The organism is Bradyrhizobium sp. USDA 4341, assembly GCF_054063755.1.
In genome coordinates this window covers 4,708,039-4,728,710 of record NZ_JBSSGO010000002.1, presented here as the reverse complement: position 1 = coordinate 4,728,710, position 20,672 = coordinate 4,708,039, and the positions used below count along the sequence as shown (strand labels likewise).

At 63.9% G+C, this 20,672-nt stretch carries 26 protein-coding genes; 17 read left to right on the top strand and 9 right to left on the bottom strand.

Annotated features, from left to right (window positions below; genetic code table 11):
- Nucleotides 1-66 precede the first annotated feature (66 nt).
- Together ACVIGB_RS28460 and ACVIGB_RS28455 are read left to right on the top strand one after the other, a co-directional pair.
- Nucleotides 67-735, top strand: a complete 669-nt coding sequence (locus tag ACVIGB_RS28460; protein ID WP_176528717.1) for a Crp/Fnr family transcriptional regulator — start codon at nucleotides 67-69, stop codon at nucleotides 733-735.
- On the top strand, nucleotides 732-1,634 hold the full coding sequence (locus tag ACVIGB_RS28455) for a DUF6537 domain-containing protein (protein WP_456720152.1): 903 nt from the start codon (nucleotides 732-734) through the stop codon (nucleotides 1,632-1,634). Before ACVIGB_RS28460 ends, ACVIGB_RS28455 begins: the two co-directional genes overlap by 4 nt.
- Nucleotides 1,635-1,750: 116 nt before the next feature.
- Here ACVIGB_RS28455 and ACVIGB_RS28450 read toward each other — a convergent pair whose 3' ends face one another.
- From ACVIGB_RS28450 to ACVIGB_RS28440, 3 genes are read right to left on the bottom strand one after another with little or no spacing between them, the layout of a single operon-like run.
- Complete coding sequence (locus tag ACVIGB_RS28450) at nucleotides 1,751-1,972, bottom strand: hypothetical protein (protein ID WP_456720153.1); 222 nt, start codon at nucleotides 1,970-1,972, stop codon at nucleotides 1,751-1,753.
- Nucleotides 1,973-2,019: 47 nt separating this feature from the next.
- Nucleotides 2,020-2,235, bottom strand: coding sequence for a hypothetical protein (locus ACVIGB_RS28445; RefSeq protein ID WP_092119549.1), 216 nt, complete (start codon nucleotides 2,233-2,235; stop codon nucleotides 2,020-2,022).
- A 34-nt stretch (nucleotides 2,236-2,269) separates the two neighbouring features.
- Nucleotides 2,270-2,461: a hypothetical protein gene (locus ACVIGB_RS28440; RefSeq protein WP_456720154.1), complete on the bottom strand. Its 192-nt coding sequence runs from the start codon at nucleotides 2,459-2,461 to the stop codon at nucleotides 2,270-2,272.
- Nucleotides 2,462-2,521: 60 nt separating this feature from the next.
- Between ACVIGB_RS28440 and ACVIGB_RS28435 the strand changes: the two genes are divergently transcribed.
- The 4 genes from ACVIGB_RS28435 (at nucleotide 2,522) to ACVIGB_RS28420 (ending at nucleotide 4,703) form a co-directional block, all read left to right on the top strand.
- Nucleotides 2,522-2,935 carry a hypothetical protein gene (locus ACVIGB_RS28435; protein WP_456720155.1) on the top strand — a complete coding sequence of 138 codons (414 nt, stop codon included), beginning with the start codon at nucleotides 2,522-2,524 and terminating at the stop codon, nucleotides 2,933-2,935.
- A gap of 100 nt (nucleotides 2,936-3,035) precedes the next feature.
- Nucleotides 3,036-3,398 carry a PRC-barrel domain-containing protein gene (locus ACVIGB_RS28430; RefSeq protein ID WP_092119543.1) on the top strand — a complete coding sequence of 121 codons (363 nt, stop codon included), beginning with the start codon at nucleotides 3,036-3,038 and terminating at the stop codon, nucleotides 3,396-3,398.
- Between the two features lie 202 nt (nucleotides 3,399-3,600).
- The gene (locus ACVIGB_RS28425) at nucleotides 3,601-4,359 is read left to right on the top strand and encodes a Crp/Fnr family transcriptional regulator (protein ID WP_456720156.1); all 759 of its coding nucleotides are present in this window, start codon (nucleotides 3,601-3,603) and stop codon (nucleotides 4,357-4,359) included.
- Between the two features lie 101 nt (nucleotides 4,360-4,460).
- Nucleotides 4,461-4,703 (top strand): hypothetical protein, encoded by a 243-nt coding sequence (locus ACVIGB_RS28420; RefSeq protein WP_176528724.1) that lies wholly within the window; start codon nucleotides 4,461-4,463, stop codon nucleotides 4,701-4,703.
- Nucleotides 4,704-5,027: 324 nt separating this feature from the next.
- On the opposite strand, the gene ACVIGB_RS28415 is transcribed toward ACVIGB_RS28420, so the two are convergent.
- Entirely contained in the window at nucleotides 5,028-6,428 is a 1,401-nt protein-coding gene (locus tag ACVIGB_RS28415) for a TAXI family TRAP transporter solute-binding subunit (protein ID WP_456720157.1), read from the bottom strand.
- Between the two features lie 419 nt (nucleotides 6,429-6,847).
- Here ACVIGB_RS28415 and ACVIGB_RS28410 point away from each other — a divergent pair, with 419 nt between their 5' ends.
- Nucleotides 6,848-7,201, top strand: coding sequence for a DUF3307 domain-containing protein (locus ACVIGB_RS28410; RefSeq protein WP_456720158.1), 354 nt, complete (start codon nucleotides 6,848-6,850; stop codon nucleotides 7,199-7,201).
- Nucleotides 7,202-7,472: 271 nt separating this feature from the next.
- Nucleotides 7,473-7,880 (top strand): hypothetical protein, encoded by a 408-nt coding sequence (locus tag ACVIGB_RS28405; RefSeq protein WP_092119531.1) that lies wholly within the window; start codon nucleotides 7,473-7,475, stop codon nucleotides 7,878-7,880.
- A 7-nt stretch (nucleotides 7,881-7,887) separates the two neighbouring features.
- On the opposite strand, the gene ACVIGB_RS28400 is transcribed toward ACVIGB_RS28405, so the two are convergent.
- The gene (locus tag ACVIGB_RS28400; RefSeq protein ID WP_092119528.1) at nucleotides 7,888-8,223 is read right to left on the bottom strand and encodes a YkgJ family cysteine cluster protein; all 336 of its coding nucleotides are present in this window, start codon (nucleotides 8,221-8,223) and stop codon (nucleotides 7,888-7,890) included.
- Nucleotides 8,223-8,921: a helix-turn-helix transcriptional regulator gene (locus ACVIGB_RS28395; protein ID WP_028336549.1), complete on the bottom strand. Its 699-nt coding sequence runs from the start codon at nucleotides 8,919-8,921 to the stop codon at nucleotides 8,223-8,225. The genes ACVIGB_RS28400 and ACVIGB_RS28395 overlap by 1 nt, the downstream gene beginning before the upstream one ends.
- A gap of 193 nt (nucleotides 8,922-9,114) precedes the next feature.
- Here ACVIGB_RS28395 and ACVIGB_RS28390 point away from each other — a divergent pair, with 193 nt between their 5' ends.
- Nucleotides 9,115-9,348, top strand: a complete 234-nt coding sequence (locus ACVIGB_RS28390; RefSeq protein WP_092119522.1) for a hypothetical protein — start codon at nucleotides 9,115-9,117, stop codon at nucleotides 9,346-9,348.
- A 64-nt stretch (nucleotides 9,349-9,412) separates the two neighbouring features.
- Entirely contained in the window at nucleotides 9,413-10,144 is a 732-nt protein-coding gene (locus ACVIGB_RS28385) for a glutathione S-transferase family protein (protein ID WP_092119519.1), read from the top strand.
- On the opposite strand, the gene ACVIGB_RS28380 is transcribed toward ACVIGB_RS28385, so the two are convergent.
- A complete protein-coding gene (locus ACVIGB_RS28380; protein ID WP_456720159.1) occupies nucleotides 10,141-10,776 on the bottom strand; it encodes a pyridoxamine 5'-phosphate oxidase family protein in 636 nt (211 codons plus the stop codon). The two genes, ACVIGB_RS28385 and ACVIGB_RS28380, sit on opposite strands and share 4 nt — an antisense overlap.
- Before the next feature lie 119 nt (nucleotides 10,777-10,895).
- On the opposite strand from ACVIGB_RS28380, the gene ACVIGB_RS28375 reads away from it, so the two are divergent.
- On the top strand, nucleotides 10,896-11,789 hold the full coding sequence (locus ACVIGB_RS28375) for a LysR family transcriptional regulator (protein ID WP_456720160.1): 894 nt from the start codon (nucleotides 10,896-10,898) through the stop codon (nucleotides 11,787-11,789).
- A gap of 10 nt (nucleotides 11,790-11,799) precedes the next feature.
- Here the strand turns inward: ACVIGB_RS28375 and ACVIGB_RS28370 are convergent, their stop codons facing one another.
- Both ACVIGB_RS28370 and pobA read right to left on the bottom strand, forming a co-directional pair.
- A complete protein-coding gene (locus ACVIGB_RS28370) occupies nucleotides 11,800-12,267 on the bottom strand; it encodes a PaaI family thioesterase (RefSeq protein WP_456720161.1) in 468 nt (155 codons plus the stop codon).
- A 287-nt stretch (nucleotides 12,268-12,554) separates the two neighbouring features.
- The gene (pobA, locus tag ACVIGB_RS28365; protein WP_456720162.1) at nucleotides 12,555-13,724 is read right to left on the bottom strand and encodes a 4-hydroxybenzoate 3-monooxygenase; all 1,170 of its coding nucleotides are present in this window, start codon (nucleotides 13,722-13,724) and stop codon (nucleotides 12,555-12,557) included.
- 268 nt (nucleotides 13,725-13,992) lie between these two features.
- Here pobA and ACVIGB_RS28360 point away from each other — a divergent pair, with 268 nt between their 5' ends.
- From ACVIGB_RS28360 to ACVIGB_RS28335, 6 genes are all read left to right on the top strand, one after another.
- Nucleotides 13,993-15,018 carry a TRAP transporter substrate-binding protein gene (locus ACVIGB_RS28360; protein WP_092126278.1) on the top strand — a complete coding sequence of 342 codons (1,026 nt, stop codon included), beginning with the start codon at nucleotides 13,993-13,995 and terminating at the stop codon, nucleotides 15,016-15,018.
- 182 nt (nucleotides 15,019-15,200) lie between these two features.
- The gene (locus ACVIGB_RS28355) at nucleotides 15,201-15,710 is read left to right on the top strand and encodes a TRAP transporter small permease (protein ID WP_092126276.1); all 510 of its coding nucleotides are present in this window, start codon (nucleotides 15,201-15,203) and stop codon (nucleotides 15,708-15,710) included.
- Nucleotides 15,711-15,728: 18 nt separating this feature from the next.
- The gene (locus tag ACVIGB_RS28350) at nucleotides 15,729-17,033 is read left to right on the top strand and encodes a TRAP transporter large permease (RefSeq protein ID WP_456725058.1); all 1,305 of its coding nucleotides are present in this window, start codon (nucleotides 15,729-15,731) and stop codon (nucleotides 17,031-17,033) included.
- 66 nt (nucleotides 17,034-17,099) lie between these two features.
- On the top strand, nucleotides 17,100-17,561 hold the full coding sequence (locus ACVIGB_RS28345) for a DUF3237 domain-containing protein (RefSeq protein ID WP_456720163.1): 462 nt from the start codon (nucleotides 17,100-17,102) through the stop codon (nucleotides 17,559-17,561).
- A gap of 429 nt (nucleotides 17,562-17,990) precedes the next feature.
- Nucleotides 17,991-18,785: a crotonase/enoyl-CoA hydratase family protein gene (locus ACVIGB_RS28340; protein ID WP_092119504.1), complete on the top strand. Its 795-nt coding sequence runs from the start codon at nucleotides 17,991-17,993 to the stop codon at nucleotides 18,783-18,785.
- Nucleotides 18,782-20,653, top strand: coding sequence for a feruloyl-CoA synthase (locus ACVIGB_RS28335; protein ID WP_456720164.1), 1,872 nt, complete (start codon nucleotides 18,782-18,784; stop codon nucleotides 20,651-20,653). The genes ACVIGB_RS28340 and ACVIGB_RS28335 overlap by 4 nt, the downstream gene beginning before the upstream one ends.
- Nucleotides 20,654-20,672 lie beyond the last annotated feature (19 nt).

Genomic DNA, 20,672 nt, shown 5'->3' with positions numbered 1-20,672 from the left:
CTCGGCCGGAATGAAGCGACTAATAAGGCGATCTTGTTCACTTCTTGAGAAATTGGTTGGTTTCCGATGGATACCTCACATCTCGCGGAGCACGCCGGCGCCGCCGGCAGTTTCTTCGCATCGATCTTCGTGGTCGCCACGCTGTCGATGCGGACCATGATCCCGTTGCGCGTCTTTGCCATCCTGACCAACATCATCCTGATCGCGACCGCCGTCCCGACCCATAATTACGCGACGCTGATTCTGCATGCCGTGCTGTTGCCGGTGAACACCTATCGGCTGCACCAGATGCTGCAGCTGGTCCGCAACGTGAAGAAATCGGTCAACAGCGATCTGTCGATGGATTGGCTCAGGCCGTTCACGACGGAGCGCAAATGCACCGCGGGCGAAGTCCTGTTCTACAAGGACGAGAAGGCCGACAGCATGTTCTACATTGTCAGTGGTCGCTTCCGCTTGGTCGAATCCGGCATCGAGCTGCCGGTCGGCGCCCTGGTCGGCGAGTTCGGCATGCTGTCGCCGTCGAACACGCGAACCCAGACGCTGGAGTGCGTCGAAACCGGCATGGTGCTGTCGGTGACCTATGACCAGGTCGAGCAGCTTTACGTTCAGAACCCGGCGTTCGGCTTCTACCTCCTGCGTCTGTTCAGCGCCCGCCTGTTCGAGAATATCTCGACGCTCGAGCAGCGGCTCGCGCAGCACGCCACCCCACAGGTCGCGGAGCCAAAACCTGCATGAGCCCCGCGACGAGTTCTGGAGGCGCCGCAGTGTCGGATGACGACAGTCTGCTGGCTTCGCTTCGTTACCTGTTTGCCGATATCATCGGCGATGAGGACGAGGGGCCGCCGGTGCTGCCCGACGCCTGCCCGGACCACCTCGGGCCCGCGGTCACCGCTGCCATCGATCTGTTGATCGCCTATCAAAGCACGAGCTACGCCCAGCTCTATATCGACCGGCTCAAGCGCTTCGTCGGCCGCCGTGGCGTTGACGACGCCTTGCTTGCCGAGATCGCGCGGCTGATGGCCGAGCGCATGGCCTATGAGGACGCGATCCGCATCGCGCAGCTCAAGCTCGGCGAAGTCTACGCGGCGGGTGGCCTTGCGCCGCGCTCGGCCGACGACGTCAAGAAGCTCCGCCTCGACGAGTTGATCGACGCCCTGCCGGAGATGGTCGCCGATCCGATCCTCGCCGTGCTCGACCAGTTCGGCTGGCGCCACCGCCGGGTCTCGATCCGCTTCAGCGCCAACACCCGCTTCAGCGTTCGCCGGCTCCGGATCGAGGCGGGCCTGAAGCGCTGGCGGCTGTTCTCGGGGCGCTACGCCAAGGAACGTATCTGGGTCGAGCGCTGGCTGCACATGATCGACCGCAGCCTGACCAAGCAGCCGGGCGCGGCCTCAGCGATTGTGCAGACCGCGACCATGATCCTGGGCTACGGCGATCCCTATCGCCAGGGCATCGCGGACTGGCACGTGATCATCGACGGACTGGTCAAGCCGACCTTCGACGGCGTGCTCGCGCTTCCCGATCTTGCCGCCGCCATCACCGAGGCCCGCGCCGCCATCATGCCCGATCCGCGGCAGGCGTCGCTGAAGCGCAAGATCGCCGAGATTCGCGCGCGGGTGCCCGTAACGTCCTAGCGCCAGGCTATCTACGTCATTGCGAGCGAAGCGAAGCAATCCATCGATCCGCGTATGGGGAGGGATGGATTGCTTCGTCGCTTTGCTCCTCGCAATGACGGGGAGGCGCTCGTAACCTACCGCTTAATATGCGGCGGCTCGTCGTAGCCGCGGCGGCTGGAATAGAACAGCAGGCTCATCAGGCCGACGCTGACCGCGACCAGCAGGGTGATCCCGATCGTGAACATGACGATGCCGTAGGTCGGCATCGGTGCATCGGGCACCATCAAGCCTTCGAACGCGTAGGCGCCGACGGCGGCCAGGATGACCAGCAGGCCGACGCTGATTGCAATGCGCATGCATAGCCGCCTCTGCCAAAGGCCGAGAGCGGGGCAGGTTGCAGCGGCTATTCCGCCGCGGCGGCGACTTTGGCCAGCGCCTGCTGCCCGGCTTCGGTCAGCTCGGGCAGCGTCGTCCTGCCGCTCCTGGCGCACTTGATGATGTATCGGGCAACGCGCTTGCGGGTGTCGTGTTCCTCGCCGTGCAGCGCATCGGCGCATACGCGATCGAGCGCAAAGTTCATGGCGGCGAGCGTACGTGAGTCAAATCTTTCCTCGATCATCGCGGCCCTCCCTGTGGACCGGTGTCCGGCGCGGCTATTTGCGGAGCGTCAGGCACTCGCTGACTTCCATCACCGTCTCGGTTTGTTTGGCTTTCTTCATTAGCATTTCGCGTTCTCGTCCCGGCGGCAGCTGGCGTGCCGCAAGGCGTGCATCTTCGGCAAATTTTTGCAGGCGGTCCTCGAACGATCCGGGGGGACGCGCCCTGTTGCGTTTCTTCTTGATCATGCCGCCTCCGAACTGGAACCAGCAATTTTTGGCATGTTGCCCGGAGGCCGTCGTTAACCCATGACATCGGGCGATTTGAAAATTGCGCTGAAAGGTCGCAAGAGCGACTTTGAGATCGCAGGAACGATTTTCGGCGCTATGCGTAACACCGATGCGTTCGCTGCTTTGCTCCCCGAAAAGCGGTGGACCACTCCGGTGACGGGCCTCGGCGAATTTTATCGCCGGGGCCCGCATAGCTTCAAGGGATATCAGCCAAGGAGTTTAGCAATGGCAGATTCCAATCACGGTATCGTCAAGGACGACATGGGTCAGGAGCAGCCGGCCGACAAGGAGCGCGCGCAGAGCGCTCACAAGACCGAGCCCCGAAAGCCACCGACGCGCGAAGCGACGCGTGATCCGAAACTGAACGACCCCGACAAGACGCCGGGCTCCGGCATGACCTCAGACGATCGCGGCGATCCTCCAACGGGCTGAACGAGCATTTCGCTGTGCAGCAACTGCGGCAATGCGGCAGGAACGACGGTCCAGCTCCGCCGTTGGCAGATCAGCTTTGGGACATCAATGGAGAATTGACATGGCAATGGACGAGAAAGAGGTCGGAAACCTGATCGGCAGCGACAAGGTCGAGGGCACCGCGGTCTACGGATCGGACGAGCGCAAGATCGGCTCGATCGAACGCGTGATGATCGACAAGCAGAGCGGACGGGTGTCCTACGCCGTGCTCGGCTTCGGCGGCCTCCTCGGGCTCGGCAACGACCATTATCCGCTGCCCTGGCAGTCGCTCAAATACGACACCAGGCTGGGCGGCTACGTCACCGGCGTGACTGAGAGCCAGCTGCGCGGCGCGCCGAAATACGGCAGCGAGCGAGACTGGAATTGGGCCGATATCGGCACCACACGCGCAGTGAATGATTACTACGGCGTGCCGCTCGTCTGAGCGGCGACGAATCCCCGAGGGTACCGCGCTTAAAGGGGCGGGGGCCCTCGGTGCTGAGTTGTACGACGCCAGAGGACGTAGCCGTTACGGCTTCTGGCGTCTGTACACTAGTGAACATACGTCAATAGCTGTGCAATGTAACATACGTTATTGAAATCGGCCCGGCGGTTACTCGATTAGATATCCGGGGAGACCAATGTCGTTGGCGTCGCTAGTCCGGAAATTGGAGCAGTTCGTACGGCTTTCGCCGGTAGACCACGCAATTCTCAATCGCGCCTCGACCGAGCGCGTCCGGCATTTCGGGCCGCGCGTCGACATCGTCCGTGAGGGCGAGAAGCCGAAGGACGTCCACCTGATCCTGTCCGGCTGGGCCTACCGCTACAAGCAGCTCGAGGACGGCCGCCGCCAGGTGGTGGCGTTCTTCCTGCCCGGCGATATCTGCGACGTGAACGTCTTCATCCTGCGCGAGATGGATCATTCGATCGGCACCATTACCGCGGTGTCGATCGCCGACCTCTCGCGCGAGTTCTTCGACAAGGTCGCAGCCGGGCATCCGCGCATCGTCACCGCATTCTGGTGGGAAACCTTGGTCAACGCGGCGATCCAGCGCGAATGGACCATGAGCCTCGGCCAGCGCACGGCGCTGGAGCGGATGGCCCATCTGCTTTGCGAGATATGGCTTCGGCTGCGCCTCGCTGGGCTGACCCAGGGCGACAGCTGTGACTTCCCGCTGACCCAGGGCGACCTCGCCGACGCCACCGGGCTCTCCAAGGTCCACGTCAACAGAACTTTGCAGGAGCTGCGCGCCGACGGCCTGATCGTGCTCAAGGGAAAGACCCTGGCTCTCCCCAATCTCGACCGGCTGATGCGGGCAGGGCTGTTCAACCCGAACTATCTGCATATGGACCATGAGGGGCGGCAGCTCGATGCGGTGGGGATGACTGACGCCGCGGCGGGGTGATCGGGCCGCCACCGGAGGCTGTGCCAAAATTCTCATTGGCAAAACGCGCCAGGGAAGCGTCATCTTCACCCGGCGTAAGGCTGGGGATCAGGTAAGGGCAGATGACCGAAACAGCGCGCGAATATATCGACTTTTGGGTGGAGAATAGCGTCCACGCAGCCGAGCAGTTTAGAACGCCGGGCGCGACGCAGGACGTCGAGGAATTGGTGCGACGGCTCATTGCCGGCGCCGGAGGGCAGGGCATCACGGAGGAGGCCATGCGGGACGAGGTTGGCGATATCGCCGACTACATCCGGGAAAAATTGAAGGCCGCCAACAAGGCCGAAAGCGGTCGGCAGCAGTAGTCGCAGCAGCCAAGCTGCATTCGAGCGAGATGCTTTTCCAGTGACGTCGTCGTGCGCCTTCTGTTCGAAAGAGAATGAGAGTCACGCCTCGCATGATTCACGTCGCGAGTTTGCAGAGAGTGAATCACAGGTAGTTCAACAGACGCAGTGTCGTCCTGGCGAAAGCCAGGACCCATTACCCCAAATCCCAATTGTTGCGCGGCGCTGGGGCCGCGATCCCGTTCAGCACCGAAAGCGGTGGTACTGGGTCCTGGCCTTCGCCAGGACGACAGCGGTGGATTTGGCGCGACCGCAGGGACGGGCGTGTATGTGGCGCAACCGCCTTCACCCGTTCGCGGTCTTCACCACCACGAGATTGTCATCGACTGCCGGCGGGTGGCGCTTGAGATGGTCGCGGCGCAGCGCGATCTCGTCGCGGACCAGCTCGTAGCCGAGCTTGAAGGTGTCGAGGCCGTCGCCGGAAACGGCGCCGTCGCGCAAGCCGATCACCGCGCCGCGCAGGATCGCCTCGAGCTCGTCCTGCAATTCGTCGAGATGTTCGGCGCAGGTGGTGTGCTCGACGCGCTCGCCGATGTCGAGGATCCGGCCCGCCAGTTCGCTGGCCTTCTCCGGCGCGACGCGGGTGATCTTGGTGTAGATCGCAGCGAAGATCGAGCCGATGATGCTGAGCGCGGCGGCGCCGAGATACATCACGTCGCTGTAGCGATCCATGAACGATTTGGTGTCGTCGTTGATGTATTCGGCCGCGCCCTGATGGGCGACGATGAAGGCGTCCTTGTCGGTCGCCGCCGGCTCGATCCTGGAGGCGAAGCCGTCGTCGAGCGCGAGCTCGGACTTGTTCTCATAGACGATGCGTGCGAGTTCGGCCGCCGTGGTCGTGGACATCGAGGATTGCGCGACCAGCAACCATTCCAGCCCGATGGTGTCGACGTCGTCGTCGGGGATCGCCGGCGAGGACGACAGCATGCCGGTCGAGACCGTCTCCTCCGAGATCGCCGGATATTTGCGCGCCAGCGCCTTGGCCTCGTCGATCGCGTTCAAGGTGAAGCCGCCGGCGCGCTTGGCATATTGCTCGTAGGTCTTGTCCTTGATGATCTTCGAGGCATGCTCGATCACGACCACGGCGGCAAAGCCGGAGGCGAACAGTTTGTCGAACGGCGTGTTCGGCGGCGCCTGCTGCACCCGCTGCGCCGCATCCGGGCTGTCGGAAATCTCGAGCGCGCTGCGGACGAAATTGACGCTGTTCTCGCCGTCGCCGACGACTGCGATCTTTCTCCTCTTCAGTTCGGTCAGCGACTTGATCTTCCTGCCGCCGGGGCTCAGCACCAGCACCACGTCATGCTCGAGGATCGCGATGGCGCGGGCGCGCGGCGGCACCTTTGCATCGGTGCGCAGGATCGCAAGCGTTGCGGCGCGGCGATCGAACTGCACCAGCGCCTTGGCGTTGTCGGGGTTCGGCGCGATCTTCAGCCGCAGCCGCGACGAATTGTTCTTCAGCACGGTGGCGAGGCGGGCGGCGAACTTGGCCTCCGGGCCGTTGGCATCGCCGACCGCAAACACCAGCGTTTCCGAATTGCGCAGCCAGACCCGGCCGCCGATCACGGTGATCGCGCTCAAGAACAGCGTCAGCATGGTGAAGATGATGATCTGCGCGCGGTTGCTCTTGGCGACCGGAGGGCTTGGCCGCGGCAACACTGGCGAAGGCGCGGAGGCTTCGGCACTCATGGCTGATCACCTGGCTCATCACCCGTCCGGGACGGCCCGTTGCCGCAACGGCGCGGCGCTGCCCGGTGAATCCGTAAATGACTATAAAAGAAAGAAAATTTCCTGTGCCGCCGACGATATACCTCCCCGGCGGGAATGCAAACCGGCCACCCGCCGTAACCTTAATCCCTGTTGACCTGCGCCGCGATGCCACATGACCATCGCCACTATCGACGTCCGAACCCAGATGTGATTTTCGGGGGACCGCAGGTGCATTCCGCCGCCGGAGATGTCATAAATGACACAAGCTCCGCTTTGCGGAATTGCGCTGACGGCCTGACCCGGATTTCTTGCAATCACATTCATCGAAGTAAAAGGGCGTCAGCTTGTTGTTTCCTTCCATGTCATCGTCGGTGTCGGTTGGTGCCCTGGTGGGATGGATGTTGCTTCTCACCGTAAAGCACATCATCGCTGACTTCATGCTGCAGAACGCCTGGATGGCGATCGGCAAGGATCAGAAGACCGGCTGGGCCATGCCGCTGCTCGCGCATTGCCTGGTCCATCTCGCGGTCGCGCTGGCGCTGATCCTGGTGGTGGCGCCGCGGTTCTGGTACGTCGCCTTCGTCGACTTCGTGATCCACATCATCGTCGATCGCTGCAAGGGCATCTGCGCCTCGCATTTCGGCGTGACGCTGGAGTCCGGCCATCCCTGGTTCTGGACCCTGATCGGGGTCGACCAGGCGCTGCACCACCTCACCGGATTCGCGCTGTCGATCTACATGGCCGCGAACTAAGCGGCGCGCGGACGCCTCCTCCCACATTTCAGACCACGATCGGGCCGCAAGAGCCGCTTCCGTTCCGATGGAATCGGAATGGGGCTCTGGATTCTTGTTTTGACGCGCTCTCCTCACGCGAACCGGTAGCCACTTCGCTTGAAGATGCTCCAGCGGCGGGCGGATGTGATTCGCGTGCAACGGGCAAGGGCCCCCGGAGGCGACCGGAGGCCGTGGTTAACCTTTCGTTAGAGGATTGCGCGGCATCTTCCCGATCGAGGGGGATTTGCAAATGTTTTCAAGCCGCGACGCGTTCGAGAACGATGCCTGCCCAGTTGCGGACGACCTGCTCGGCCAGATGTACCGCGCCAGTCCGAACGGGCTTTCGCTGCTGGTTGCCAATGTCGCGCCCGACGTCAGGGCGATGCTCGCGCTGTTCTGCTATCGCCGCAGCCATCTGCATGCACTCGCGGTGGCGATTGCGTCGAGCTGCAGTGAGTGGGAGCTGGTCAATTCGGGCGGCCGCGTCGGGTCGACGCTGTACGCACTGTCGCGTGAGCCGGCCCGTGTTGCGACCGTATCGCATGGCGGCCGTAAGCCGATCACGCTGTCGACCAAGCCGCTGTCGACCTTCGCGCCTGTTGTCGATGACGAACTCGACGACGAGGACGTCAGCGAGACGGTGACTGTTACGGCTTAAGCGGCGCTCAATCCGGCTGCGCGCTCGGGATGAGCGGCAGCCCGTGCCGGCGCCGCGCCATCGCGCATTCCGCGTCGCCCGGCAGACAGGTACGGCACACCTCCGGCCGCACCGCATAGACCTCGCAGCGCGTTGCTTCGCCCACCCGGCCTGACAGCGCCGAGCAGCGGTCGCCCTCGCAGCGCATCCCTGATTGTCGCGCGTTGACGAATTGCGCTGGGATCAGATCGAGCTGCGCGTCGTCTTCCACGGTGAAGCGCGGCCAGTTCTCCGAATAGCTGCAGCAGGCGCCGCAGGACTGGCAGGGGCTCGCGTCCGTCGCGTCGATCGCGTTGCCGGTCATCAGGTGTCCCTCGGTGCTTCCCACACCAGGCTGCGCCGCCAGCGCGCCCTGAGCAGGTCGCGCCGCTCCGGATATTTCTCGTCGTGATAAACAGCGGTGACCACGCGGTCGGTGCGGAAGCTGCGGAAATCCTTGCGCAGCTCGCACCAGGCGGCGAGCAGCCGCACCGCCTCGTGATAGCCGACCGCGATCGGCCAGATCGTGCGCTCAGAGTCGCGGCCATGCTCGTCGCGATAGTTGAGCGTGATCTTCTTGCCTTCGTGGATCTGGCTGCGGGTCCTGACCATGTCGATGCGGTCGGGCTCCCGGTTCCAGGCGGAGCGGGCGCGGCTCGCCGGCTCGAGCACGAACGGCCGCAGGCGGTCGGGCACGGTCTCGGCGATCTTGGCCATCAGGTCCTCGGCCGCGCGTGCCAATGCCGGATCGGCGTGACCCACCACCCATTGCGCGCCGAGCACGCAGGCCTCGATCTCGTCGGGTGTCAGCATCAAGGGCGGCAGGTCAAAGCCCTTCTCCAGGATGTAGCCCATGCCGGCCTCGCCGCGGATCGGCACCCGCTGCTCGATCAGGCTGGCGATGTCGCGATAGATGGTCCGCTTCGATGTCTCGAGTTCGGCTGCGATTGCATCCGCGGTCAAAGGCTTACGGGTGCGGCGGAGCACCTGGATGATCTGAAACAGCCGGTCCGCGCGTCTCATGGCAATTCTCTTGGTCGCTCTCTTGGCGGGTGTCTTGGCAGTGTTTTGGCAGCTGTCTTGACGAGTGTCTTGACGGGTCTCGCGGTCTCTCGGCGCGTCGGTTTTTCGCGCCCCCTGGCACTGCTGCTGACAGCATGTTGGCAGCAGGTGGGGGCTATATCAGGACAACACCTCAAGTGAAGGGAATTTGTCCATGACGAATCTTGATGAACTCGGTTTCCGGCAGGCGCAGAGCTTTGCGCTGGAACAAATGGTCACGGTCTACTCCACCTCCGGCGACCTGCGCTGGGCCCTGGTCGCGCTGGTCGCACAATCGATCACCGCAGCCTGGTCCTACGGGCGGGCACGGCTGGTCAAGCGCGTTCGCGAGGCGGTTCGCCGCCTCGCGCCCGTCGGCCCGCTCGACAGTGAATGCCACTACTGCTGACACCATGCTGGCAGCAGGGGGCGGCTAGCTTCAATTCACGACCACAGGCGATCGGGAGCTTCATATGATTACGCTTTTTGGCTTTGGCACGGGCTTCGGCTTGCCGGAAATCAGCCCCTTCGTGACCAAGACCGAGGTTCAGCTCAAGATGGCCGGGCTCGACTATCGCAAGGAAAAGGCGATGCCGCCGGCGTCTCCCAAGGGGCAATTGCCCTTCATCGCCGATGACGGCGAGACGATCGCCGATTCGACCTTCATCCGCGCCCATATCGAGGGCAAATATGGCTTCGATTTCGACGCGCCGCTGAGTCTGCAGGCGCGCGCGCAGGCCTGGGCCTTCGAGCGCATGATCGAGCATCACATCTACTGGGCGCTGGTCGGCGCGCGCTGGGTTGACGACACCAATTTCGCCAAGGGGCCCGCGCATTTCTTCGACGGCGCGCCCGATCATCTGCGCGACAAGCTGCGTGAGGACGCCCAGTTCCGCGTCGCCGAGAACTATCTGTTGAGCGGGCTTGGCCGACACGGCCCCGACGAGGACGTCGATCTCGCGCTCCGCTCGCTGTTTGCGCTGTCGGTGCAACTCGGCGACAAGCCGTACCTGATGGGCAACGCGCCGTGCGGCACCGACGCCACCGCGTTCGGCGCGCTCGCGGGAATCCTGACGCCGTTCTTCGATTCGCCGCTGCGCGAGCGCACCGAAAAATTCGACAATCTCACCGCCTATGTCGGCCGGATGATGCAGCAATACTATCCGGAGTTCGCCTGGGCGCCGTTGCGGCAGCAGGCGGCCTAACCGGCTGGCGCAGGAGCGGGCTCGCCCTTCAACGCGGCGAGCTCCGCCTCGAGCTTGGCGATGCGCTGGTCGCGTGAGGCGAGCGCGCTGGCCACATCGGCCGCATCGAACTTCTGCGGGATGTGCTGCGGGCAGTTGGTGTCCCACGCCGCGACCTTGAACAGGATCACCTGCTCGGGCCGCGCGCGATAGCCCTGCGGCATCAGCGAACGTGTCAGCGCCGGATCGTCTTCCACGACCCGCGCCTCGCCCCAGATCTTCACCCGCTGCCGATGCGCGTAATTCATCACGAAGATATAGGCCTTCGGGTTCTCCGAGAGATTGCCCTGGGTGATGAACTGCCGGTTGCCGCTGTAGTCGGCGAACGCGATGGTGTGCTTGTCGAGCACCTTGATGAAGCCCTTCGGCCCGCCGCGATGCTGGATATAGGGCTGACCGCCGGCCGAGGCGGTGGCGAGATAGAAGCTGTTGGTGTTGGCAAGGAAGGCCGCCAGGTTCTCGTCGACCTCGGTCTGCCAGCCGCCATGGGCCTCGACTTCGGCATAGGTCGCGCGCGAACCTTTGCGGGTCTGGATCTCCTTCACCGCCGGGGTGAACCCGACATCGCTCGAATAGCTGCCAACCTCTGACATCTCAGCCTCCCGCCCACGGGCGACAAAGCGGCCGTCCTCGGCCCCTAAGATGGGTATTTCCGGATCGTAGGCAATCTGGTGCATTGACACTTCACTGTTGCCGATTATGCAATAGTGCCATGGACCGGATCGACGCCATGCAGGCCTTCATCGCGGTGGCGGACCTCGAGGGGTTTGCCCCCGCCGCCCGCAAGCTCGGCCTGTCTCCGTCAGCCATCACGCGGCTGATCGCGGCGCTGGAGGAGCGGCTCGGTGCGCGGCTGCTGCAGCGGACCACGCGGCAGGTGACGCTGACCGACGCCGGCTCGCGCTACCTGGAGCGGGCGCGGCGGATCCTTGCCGACGTCGAGGAGGCCGAGGACGCGGTAGAGAGCGAGCGCACCCGCCCCGAAGGCCGCTTGGTGATCTCGGCGCCGTTCGGCTTCGGGCGGCTCCATGTCAGCCCGGTCGTGACCGCCTACCTCAAACGCTATCCCGACGTCGGCGTCGACCTGCGGCTGTCGGATCGCCGGATCAACCTGGTCGAGGACGGCGTCGACCTCGCGGTCAGGCTCGGGCACCTGCCGGATTCGAACCTGGTGGCGCGGCATGTCGGCCAGATGCGCCGCATCGTGGTGGCTTCGGCCGGCTATCTCAAGCTTCGCGGCGAGCCGAAGCGGCCGGCGGACCTCACCGCCCATGACACCATCCAGTTCGGCGCGATGACCGCGACGCCGGATTGGCGCTTCATGGAGGATGGCCAGGAGATCCGCATCACACCGACGCCGCGCTTCACCAGCAACAGCTCGGACGCTGCCATCCAGTACGCCGAGCAGGACGGCGGACTGACGCGCGTGATGGCCTACCAGGCCGCCGAGTCGCTCAAGGCGCGGCGGCTCAGGATCGTGCTCGCCGAATTCGAGCAGCCGCCGGTGCCGATCCATGTCGTCTACCCGACATCCCGGCTGTTGTCGGCCAAGGTGCGAACCTTCATCGATCTCGTCACCGAGATTACCGACTGGCACTTCGGCTAGCGCGAGACGCTTAGCTAACTGGCGCCTTCTTCGGCACCACGCGGAACGTGCCGCTGGCGCGCGCGATCGTCACGCCGTCGGCCTTGATCAGGCTCTGTGCGAAGCAGATCGTGCTGCCGGTCTTGATCACATCGCTCTCGATTGCGAGCCACTGCCCGACATTGGCGGAGCCGACGAAATCGACCGTGAGCGAGATCGTCACATACGAGGTGGTCCAGCCGGTCGCCTGGCCGCAGCTATAGCCCATCGCGTTGTCGGAGAGTGCCGCGATCAGCCCGCCATGGATCAGGCCGCGGCCGTTGGTGTGCGGCCTCGCCAGCCGCAGACCGATGATGATGGCCCGCTCGGTCTTCTTCTGGTACAGCGGCTCCCAGGGCTCGGTGAGCGGGCTCTTGCGGAACAGCGGCTCGAAGCCCTCGGGGACATCTTGGGAGTTTTCTTGGGGAATGTCCGGGGCGATCTGCGTATCGGGGGTCATCTCTGGCTCGCGTATGGCGTTGCGTTGACGCCATTGAACGCGATGTCGACCGCGATTTCACCGCCTACAAAGTTTTAAACGGGATTTGCAGGGGGTGTTTGAAACTGGCTCGGGCCTGTCGCCACATCCCTCGCTGTCATCGCCCGGCTTGACCGGGCGATCCAGTATTCCAGAGACCGCACGGCATAAATCGAGAGGCCGCGGCGTACTGGATACCCCGCATGCGCGGGGTGTGACAGCTGAGGGCATAACGCGAGGTTGCTCGACGAAAAAAAACAGCGACCTATCTAGAACGGCAGCCCCACATAGTTCTCCGACAGCGAGGTCGACGCCGCCTTCGAACTGACGAGATAGTCGAGCTCGGCGATCTGGATGCGCGCGGCGAATTCGCCCTCGTCGGGGAATTTGTGCAGCATCGAGGTCATCCACCAGGAGAAGCGTACCGCCTTCCAGACCCGCGCCAGCGCTTTCGCCGAATAGAAGTCGAGGCCATCAGAGGATTTCTCGTCGTAATATTCGCGCAGCGCCTGCGATAAATAATGCACGTCGCTGGCCGCAAGGTTCAGCCCCTTGGCGCCGGTCGGCGGCACGATGTGCGAGGCGTCGCCGGCGAGGAACATGCGGCCGAACCGCATCGGTTCGGCGACGAAGCTGCGCAAGGGCGCGATGCTCTTTTCGATCGAGGGGCCGGTGATGATTTCGTCGGCGGCCTTCTGGTCGAGGCGCCGCTTCAACTCATCCCAGAACCGCTCGTCCGGCCATTGATCGACATGATCGTCGAGCGGGCACTGCACGTAATAGCGGCTGCGATGGGTCGAGCGCATCGTGCAGAGCGCAAAGCCGCGCTCATGGTTGTTGTAGATCAACTCCGGCGAGACCGGCGGCGTCTCCGAGAGGATGCCGAGCCAGCCGAACGGATACACCCGTTCATAGCTGGTGATCGCCGACGCCGGCACGCTGGCGCGGCTGACGCCGTGGAAGCCGTCGCAGCCGGCGATGAAATCGCAGGCGATCTCGTGCGTGACGCCGTCCTTGACGTAGGTGACGTGCGGATGATCGGTGTCGAAATCATGCGGTTTGACGTCGGCGGCAGAGTAGACCGTGGTCAGGCCGGCCGCCTTGCGGGCGTTCATCAGATCGAGCGTGACCTCGGTCTGGCCGTAGATGGTCACGGTCTTGCCGGTCGCCGCATGCATGTCGATGCGGTGCCGCGCGCCGCCGAAGGCCAGCTCGACGCCGTGATGAACCAGGCCTTCCTGGTGCAGCCGGGCGCCGGCGCCGACGCTGTCGAGCAGCGACACGGTGCCTTCCTCGAGCAGGCCGGCGCGGATCCGCCCCAGCACATAGTCCGGGGTCTGCCGCTCGAGAATGACGTTGTCTACGCCGAAAGTATGAAGTAGTTGCCCAAGCAACAGTCCGGCCGGACCTGCGCCTATGATTGCTACTTTTGTCCGCAACACCTGCTCCTCCCGATCGGATAGGCTTTCAGCAGGCGCCCGCGCCGGGGCGGTCGCCATCAACTTGCCAAGGCAACTATATCATATAACAGTTTTGGCAAGGCGGATTTGCACGGGACCTGCGTTCGCCGCAGCGCAAGATGCCGGAAGGGCCGGGTGCGACGAGGCGTCCTCCCTGCGGATTTCATCTTGAATATCCGCGCGAATTAGATAACATGTTAAGTAATGAGATCGGGCACGAAGCCCGTCCTGGAGAGGAGGAGAGGTGATGAGGAAGAGTTTGTTGGCGCTGCTGATGGCAGCCGCCGCCATCGTGCCGGCCGCAGGTCCTTCGCAGGCGCAGGACAAGACCGTCAATCTCAAAGTGTCGCTCTGGGTGCCGCCGGCGCATCCGCTGGTGCCGGCGACGCAGGCCTGGGCCGCCGATATCGAGAAGGCATCGGGCGGCACCATCAAAGTCACCGTGTTTCCGTCCGAGCAGCTCGGCAAGGCGTTCGACCATTACGACATGGCGCGCGACGGCATCGCCGACGTCACCTATGTCAATCCCGGCTATCAGCCCGGCCGCTTCCCGATCGCGGCCGCGGGCCAGCTCCCGTTCGTGTTCTCGGACGGCAAGAAGGGCACGCTGGCGCTGAACGAGTGGTACCACAAATACGCGCCGACCGAGATGAAGGACACCAAGCTCTGCTTCGCCTTCATTCACGATCCGGGCGCGCTGCACGGCAAGAAGAAGATCGTGCTGCCGAGCGATCTCTCCGGCGTGAAGGTGCGGCCCGCGCAGAGCACCATCGGCGAGATGGTGAAGATGTTCGGCGGCACCAATGTGCAGGCCTCCGCGCCGGAATCGCGCGACGCGATCGAGCGCGGCGTCGCCGACGAGATCACCTTCCCCTGGGGATCGATCTTCCTGTTCGGCATCGACAAGGTGGTAAAGTACCACATGGATGTGCCGCTCTACACGACGGTGTTCACCTACAACATCAACCTCGCCAAATATAATGCGATGTCGGACGCCCAGAAGAAGGTGATCGACGATCATTGCACGCCGGAATGGGCCTCCAAGGTCACCGATCCCTGGACCGATTTCGAAGCCAACGGCCGCACCAAGATGAAGGCGCTGCAGGGCCACGAGGTCTATCCGCTGACGGCGGATCAGCTCGCCGAGTGGAAGAAGGCGGTCAAGCCGCTGCGCGACAGCTGGGCCGAGGCGGTGAAGAAGGCCGGCGGCGATGCCGAGAAGATCGAGGCCGATCTGCAGGCCACGCTGAAGAAGTACGAAGCGGGGATCTGATCCCGTCATTCCGGGGCGCGCGTCAGCGCGAACCCGGAATCTCGCGCCGCAATCTCCAGATTCCGGGTTCGCTCGCGTTGCGAGCATCCCGGAATGACGGTTCCTGACAGCGATAGTCCGACATCATGGCTGCCAATTCCGAAGTTTCCCAGGACGGCGCGATCACCGGTCCACCCGAGCCGGTGCGCAAGAATTTCATGGACCGCTTCATCGATTCGATCGAATGGGTTGCGGCCTTCTTCGTCGGCGTCGTCGCGCTCAACACCTTCACCGCGGTGTTCATGCGCAAATTCTTCTCGGTGACGATCCCCGACTACTACAATTTCGGCCAGTTCCTGCTCGGCATCCTGATCTTCTGGGGCATCGCGGCGACGAGCTATCGCGGCACCCACATCACCGTGGATCTGGTCTGGGCCAATGCGTCGCCGCGCTATCAGCGCTGGATCGATATCTTCGCGACGCTGGTGCTGCTGTTCGTGGTGACGGTGCAAACCTACACGCTGGTCGACAAGGTGATCGACACCAGGAACAGCCACATCGTCACCATGGATCTCGGCGTTCCGGTCTGGCCGTTCTTCCTGGTGTCGTGGCTCGGTGACGTCTCCGCGGTGCTGCTGATTGCGATCCGGACCTACCGCCTGATCTTCCATCCGGAAGATATCCATGATGCCAAGATCAAGACTGCGGAGTAGACGGCCATGAGTCTCGATTTGAGTCCCGAGGCCGTCGCCGTCATCGGCTTTGTGAGCCTGTTCGCGCTGATGCTGTTGCGTGTCCCCGTCGGCATGGCGATGGGCCTCGTCGGCATCACCGGCTTTGGCTATCTCACCGGCTTCGCCCCGGCGCTGAAGCTGGTCGGCCAGACCACGATGCGCACGGTGACGGATTATTCCTTCGGCGTGATCCCGATGTTCCTCTTGATGGGCGCCTTCGTGTCGGTTTCGGGCATCAGCCGTGAACTGTTCCGCGCCGCAAACACCTTTGTCGGCCACTGGAAGGGCGGGCTCGGCATCGCGACCATCGCCGCCTGCGGCGGCTTTGCGGCGATCTCGGGCTCCTCGGTTGCGACCGCCGCGACCTTCTCGGCGGTGGCCTATCCCGAGATGCGCCGCTTCGGCTATCCGCAATCGTTCTCGACCGGCGTGATCGCGGTCGGCGGCACGCTCGGGGCGATGCTGCCGCCATCCACGGTGCTCGCGGTGTACGGCATCATCACCCAGCAGGACATCGGCAAGCTGTTCATCGCCGGCGTGGTGCCGGGCCTGCTCGCGATCCTGATGCACATGATCACGATCGGCATCATCGGGGTGACGCGGCCGGGCTTCCTGCCGGCAGGCAAGAAGGCGTCGTGGCATGAGCGCGCCATGGCGATGCGCGACGTCTGGTCGCCGCTGCTGCTGTTCCTGTTCGTGATCGGCGGCCTCTATGGCGGCTTCTTCGTCCCGACCGAAGCGGGCGCGGTCGGCGCGGTCGGTGCCTTCATCATCGGCATCCTCAGAGGCAAGCTGACCAAAGACGGCATCCTGCAATCGCTGCTGCAGGCGACGCGCACCGCGGCGGCGGTGTTCACGGTGCTGATCGGCGCGCTGTGCTTCGGCTATTTCCTCACCATCACCCAGACGCCGCAGAACGTCACTGAGTTCCTCACCGGGCTCGGCATCGGTCCTTATGGCGTGCTGGCGCTGATCCTCCTGATGTATCTGGTGCTCGGCTGCCTGATGGACGCGATGGCGATGGTGATCCTCACCGTGCCGATCGTGTTCCCGGTCGTGACCGCGCTCGGTTTCGACCCGATCTGGTTCGGCATCATCATCGTCATGACGGTGGAGCTCGGGCTGATCCATCCGCCGGTCGGCATGAACGTGTTCGTGATCAAGAGCGTGATCAAGGACGTCAACATGTCGACGATCTTCGTCGGCGTGCTGCCGTTTGTGATCACCGACCTGATCCGGCTGGTGATCCTGATCCTGTTCCCGCTGCTCGCGACCTGGCTGCCGCAGCGCATGATAGGTTAGGCATGATCCCGGAAAAGTGGGACCCGGTTTTCCGAAAAGGATCATGCCTCAATAAATAGGTTTTCCATGGTGCCCGAGCTTCAGACCAGATACGTCTTCACCATCACTGCCCGGATCGCCGAGGTCACGTCCGCCGGCGACATCGGCACCGGCGTCCGCCGCATCATTCCGATCATCGGTGGCGAGGTGAGGGGCGAGACCGTCAACGGCAAGGTGCTGCCCTTCGGCGCCGACTTCCAGATCATCCGGCCCAGCGAGCTGATCGAGCTGGAGGCAAAATATGCCTTCGAGACCGACGACGGCGCCGTCGTCTATGTCGAGAACAAGGGCATCCGCTTCGGGCCGGTCGATCTGCTCGAGAAGCTCAAGCGCGGCGAACCGGTCGACCCGAAGCTGATCTATTTCCGCACCGTTCCGAAATTCGAAACCGGCGCCGAAAAGTACCGCTGGCTGATGGAGCACATCTTCATCGGCTCCGCCGCTCGCCACGCCGACCGCGTCGTGATCGACGTGCATCAGGTGTTGTGAGCGCGAGCCGCGGGCCAAGGGCATTTTCTCGTCACTCCATGGCTCGCGCCAAGTGGCGCGCCCTCAGGTGCGCAATTGCGCACCGGGGAATGACGAGGGGAAGGCGGCGCGCGCCTGGGCGAAACGCCAAGCAAACCTCGGACAAACCATGTCGCGAGAATGCGGAAGTACGACTCACAGGCCGTGCAACACATTCGGTGTCGTCCCGACCTTGAGCCGGGACCCATAACCACGATTGTGAATTGGATCGCAGAGCTGTGGCCACAGCTCATCTCAACAACACGACCCTGTGGTTATGGGTCCCTGCTTTCGCAGGGACGACGGGTGGAGGGAGTTGCGCGTACCAACTCTATCCTCATCATGTCCCGTCTTGACTCCTGTGAGGATAGTTATAAAACATAACTATTCTGAATAGGAAACAATAACGCCATGGGAAACGCTGCCGACGCGGGTGATGCCTCGCTGCTCAGGATCGAGACGCGAGGGGCGGTGCTGACCGTCGGGCTCAACCGGCCCGCCAAGCGCAATGCGCTCAACGACGGCATCATCCTGGCGCTGCGGGACTGCTTTTCCGCGATTCCCGACGCAGTCGGCGCCGTCGTCATCCATGGCGTCGGCGATCACTTCTCATCCGGCCTCGATCTCTCCGAACTGACCGAACGCGACGCCACCGAGGGGCTGGTGCATTCCCAGATGTGGCATCGCGTGTTCGACCGCATCCAGTATTGCCGCGTGCCGGTGATCGCGGCGCTGAAGGGCGCCGTGATCGGCGGTGGGCTGGAGCTTGCCTGCGCCGCGCATATCCGGGTCGCCGAGCCGTCGGCCTATTTCGCGCTGCCCGAGGGCCAGCGCGGCATCTTCGTGGGCGGCGGCGGATCGGTGCGGCTGCCGCGCCTGATCGGCGTGCCCAGGATGGCGGACATGATGCTGACCGGCCGGGTCTATTCGGCGACCGAGGGCGCGGCCTACGGCTTCTCGCAATATCTCACCGAGGCCGACGGCGCGCTGCCGAAAGCGCTGGAGCTTGCGGAGCGCGTCGCCGCCAATGCGCCGCTGACAAACTTCGCGGTGTTGCAGGCGCTGCCGATGATCGCCGAGGCCAATCCGCAGACCGGCCTCTTGATGGAATCGCTGATGGCGACGGTGGCGCAGAGCGACAAGGAGGCCAAGAAGCGCATCCGTGCCTTCCTGGATCGCAAGACCGCCAAGGTGAAGCCGACATGAACGCCACGCCGTCTGCGTCCACTGCGAGTGCGCATCCGCTGCGCCCGATCTCGTTCGGCAATCCCGACGTCACCGTCGAGCGCCGCGACGATGGCACGATCTATCTTCGGCCGAAGCTCAAGTTCGCCGACTTTCCCGCTCGTCTCACCGACCGCCTGCATCACTGGGCAAACGCCGAGCCGAACCGGGTGTTCATGGCCGAGCGCGCAGCCGGCGGCGGCTGGCGCCAGATCACCTACGCGCAATTGCTGGTGACGACCCGACGCGTTGCGTCCGCGCTGATCGCGCGCGGGCTGTCGGCCGAGCGGCCGATCATGATCCTGTCCGGCAATTCGATCGATCACGCACTGATCGCGCTCGGTGCGCTCTATGCCGGCATTCCGTTCTGTCCGGTGTCGCCGGCCTATTCGCTGGTGTCGCGCGACTACGGCAAGCTCAGCTTCGTCATCAGGCTGCTGACGCCGGGCCTCGTCTGTGTCGATGACGGCGACAAATTTACCGACGCCCTGCGCGCCAATGTCGGACCCGATGTCGAGATCGCCGCGAGCCGCGGCGCCGTACCCAGCCGCGAGGTGACGCGGCTCGCCGATCTGATGGCAACGCCGGAGGATCCGCGGCTCGACGCGACCCACGCCGCCATCGGTCCGGATACGATCGCAAAGTTCCTGCTGACGTCGGGTTCGACCGGCAATCCCAAGGCCGTCATCAACACCCAGCGCATGATCTGCGCCAACCAGGTAATGCTGCGCGAGACATTGGCGTTCCTGAAGGACGAGCCGCCTGTGATCGTCGACTGGCTGCCGTGGAATCACACCTTCGGCGGCAACCACAATGTCGGGCTGACGCTCTATAACGGCGGCTCGATGTATCTCGATGAGGGCAAGCCGATGCCCGGCGGCATCGAGGAGACCGTGCGCAACCTGCGCGAGATCTCGCCGACGGTCTATTTCAACGTGCCCAAGGGCTATGAATCGCTGCTGCCCTATCTGCGCGACGATGCCGGGCTGCGGGCGAAATTCTTCGAGCGGCTGCATGCGATGTTCTTCTCGGGCGCCGCGCTGTCGCCGTTCATCTGGAACAGCCTCGATGCGCTCGCCGTGCAGGAGACGGGCTATCGCGTGCCCATGCTGACCGGGCTCGGCGCCACCGAGACCTCGCCGTTCTTCATGTCGGTGCGGCCCGATACCAGCCGTTCCGGCCATGTCGGGCTTCCGGTGTCGGGCAATGACGCGAAGCTGGTGCCCAACAACGGCAAGCTCGAGGTGCGTGCCAAAGGCCCGAACGTGACGCCCGGCTACTGGCGGCAGCCCGAGCTGACCGCCAAGGCGTTCGACGAGGAAGGTTTCTACAAGTTCGGCGACGCGCTGAAGCCAGCCAACGCCGGCGATCTCGATGCCGGGTTCGATTTCGATGGTCGCATCGCCGAGGATTTCAAGCTGGCGAGCGGCACCTGGGTCAGCGTCGGTCCGTTGCGGGCGCGCTTCGTCGGCACCTGCGCGCCGCTGGTGCGCGACGTCGTGATCGCGGGGCTCAACCGCGACGAGCTGGCGGCGATCGTGATCCTCGATCTCGATGGCTGTCGCCTGATCAATCCGGCGCTTGGCGCTGGCGACATCGCGGCTGCGGCCAGCGATCCGCTGGTGCGTGCTGCCTTCCGCGAACGTTTCGCGCGGGTCCTTGCGAGCGCCACGGGTTCGTCGAACCGGATCGCGCGGGCGATCCTGCTCGACACGCCGCTGTCGATCGATCGCGGCGAGGTCACCGACAAGGGCTCGATCAACCAGCGCGCGGTGCTGGAGCATCGCACTGACATCATCGAAGCGCTCTATGCGCCGGTGCCGCCGGCATCGGTGATCAAACTCGTCTGACCATTCAAGGAGAGAATGC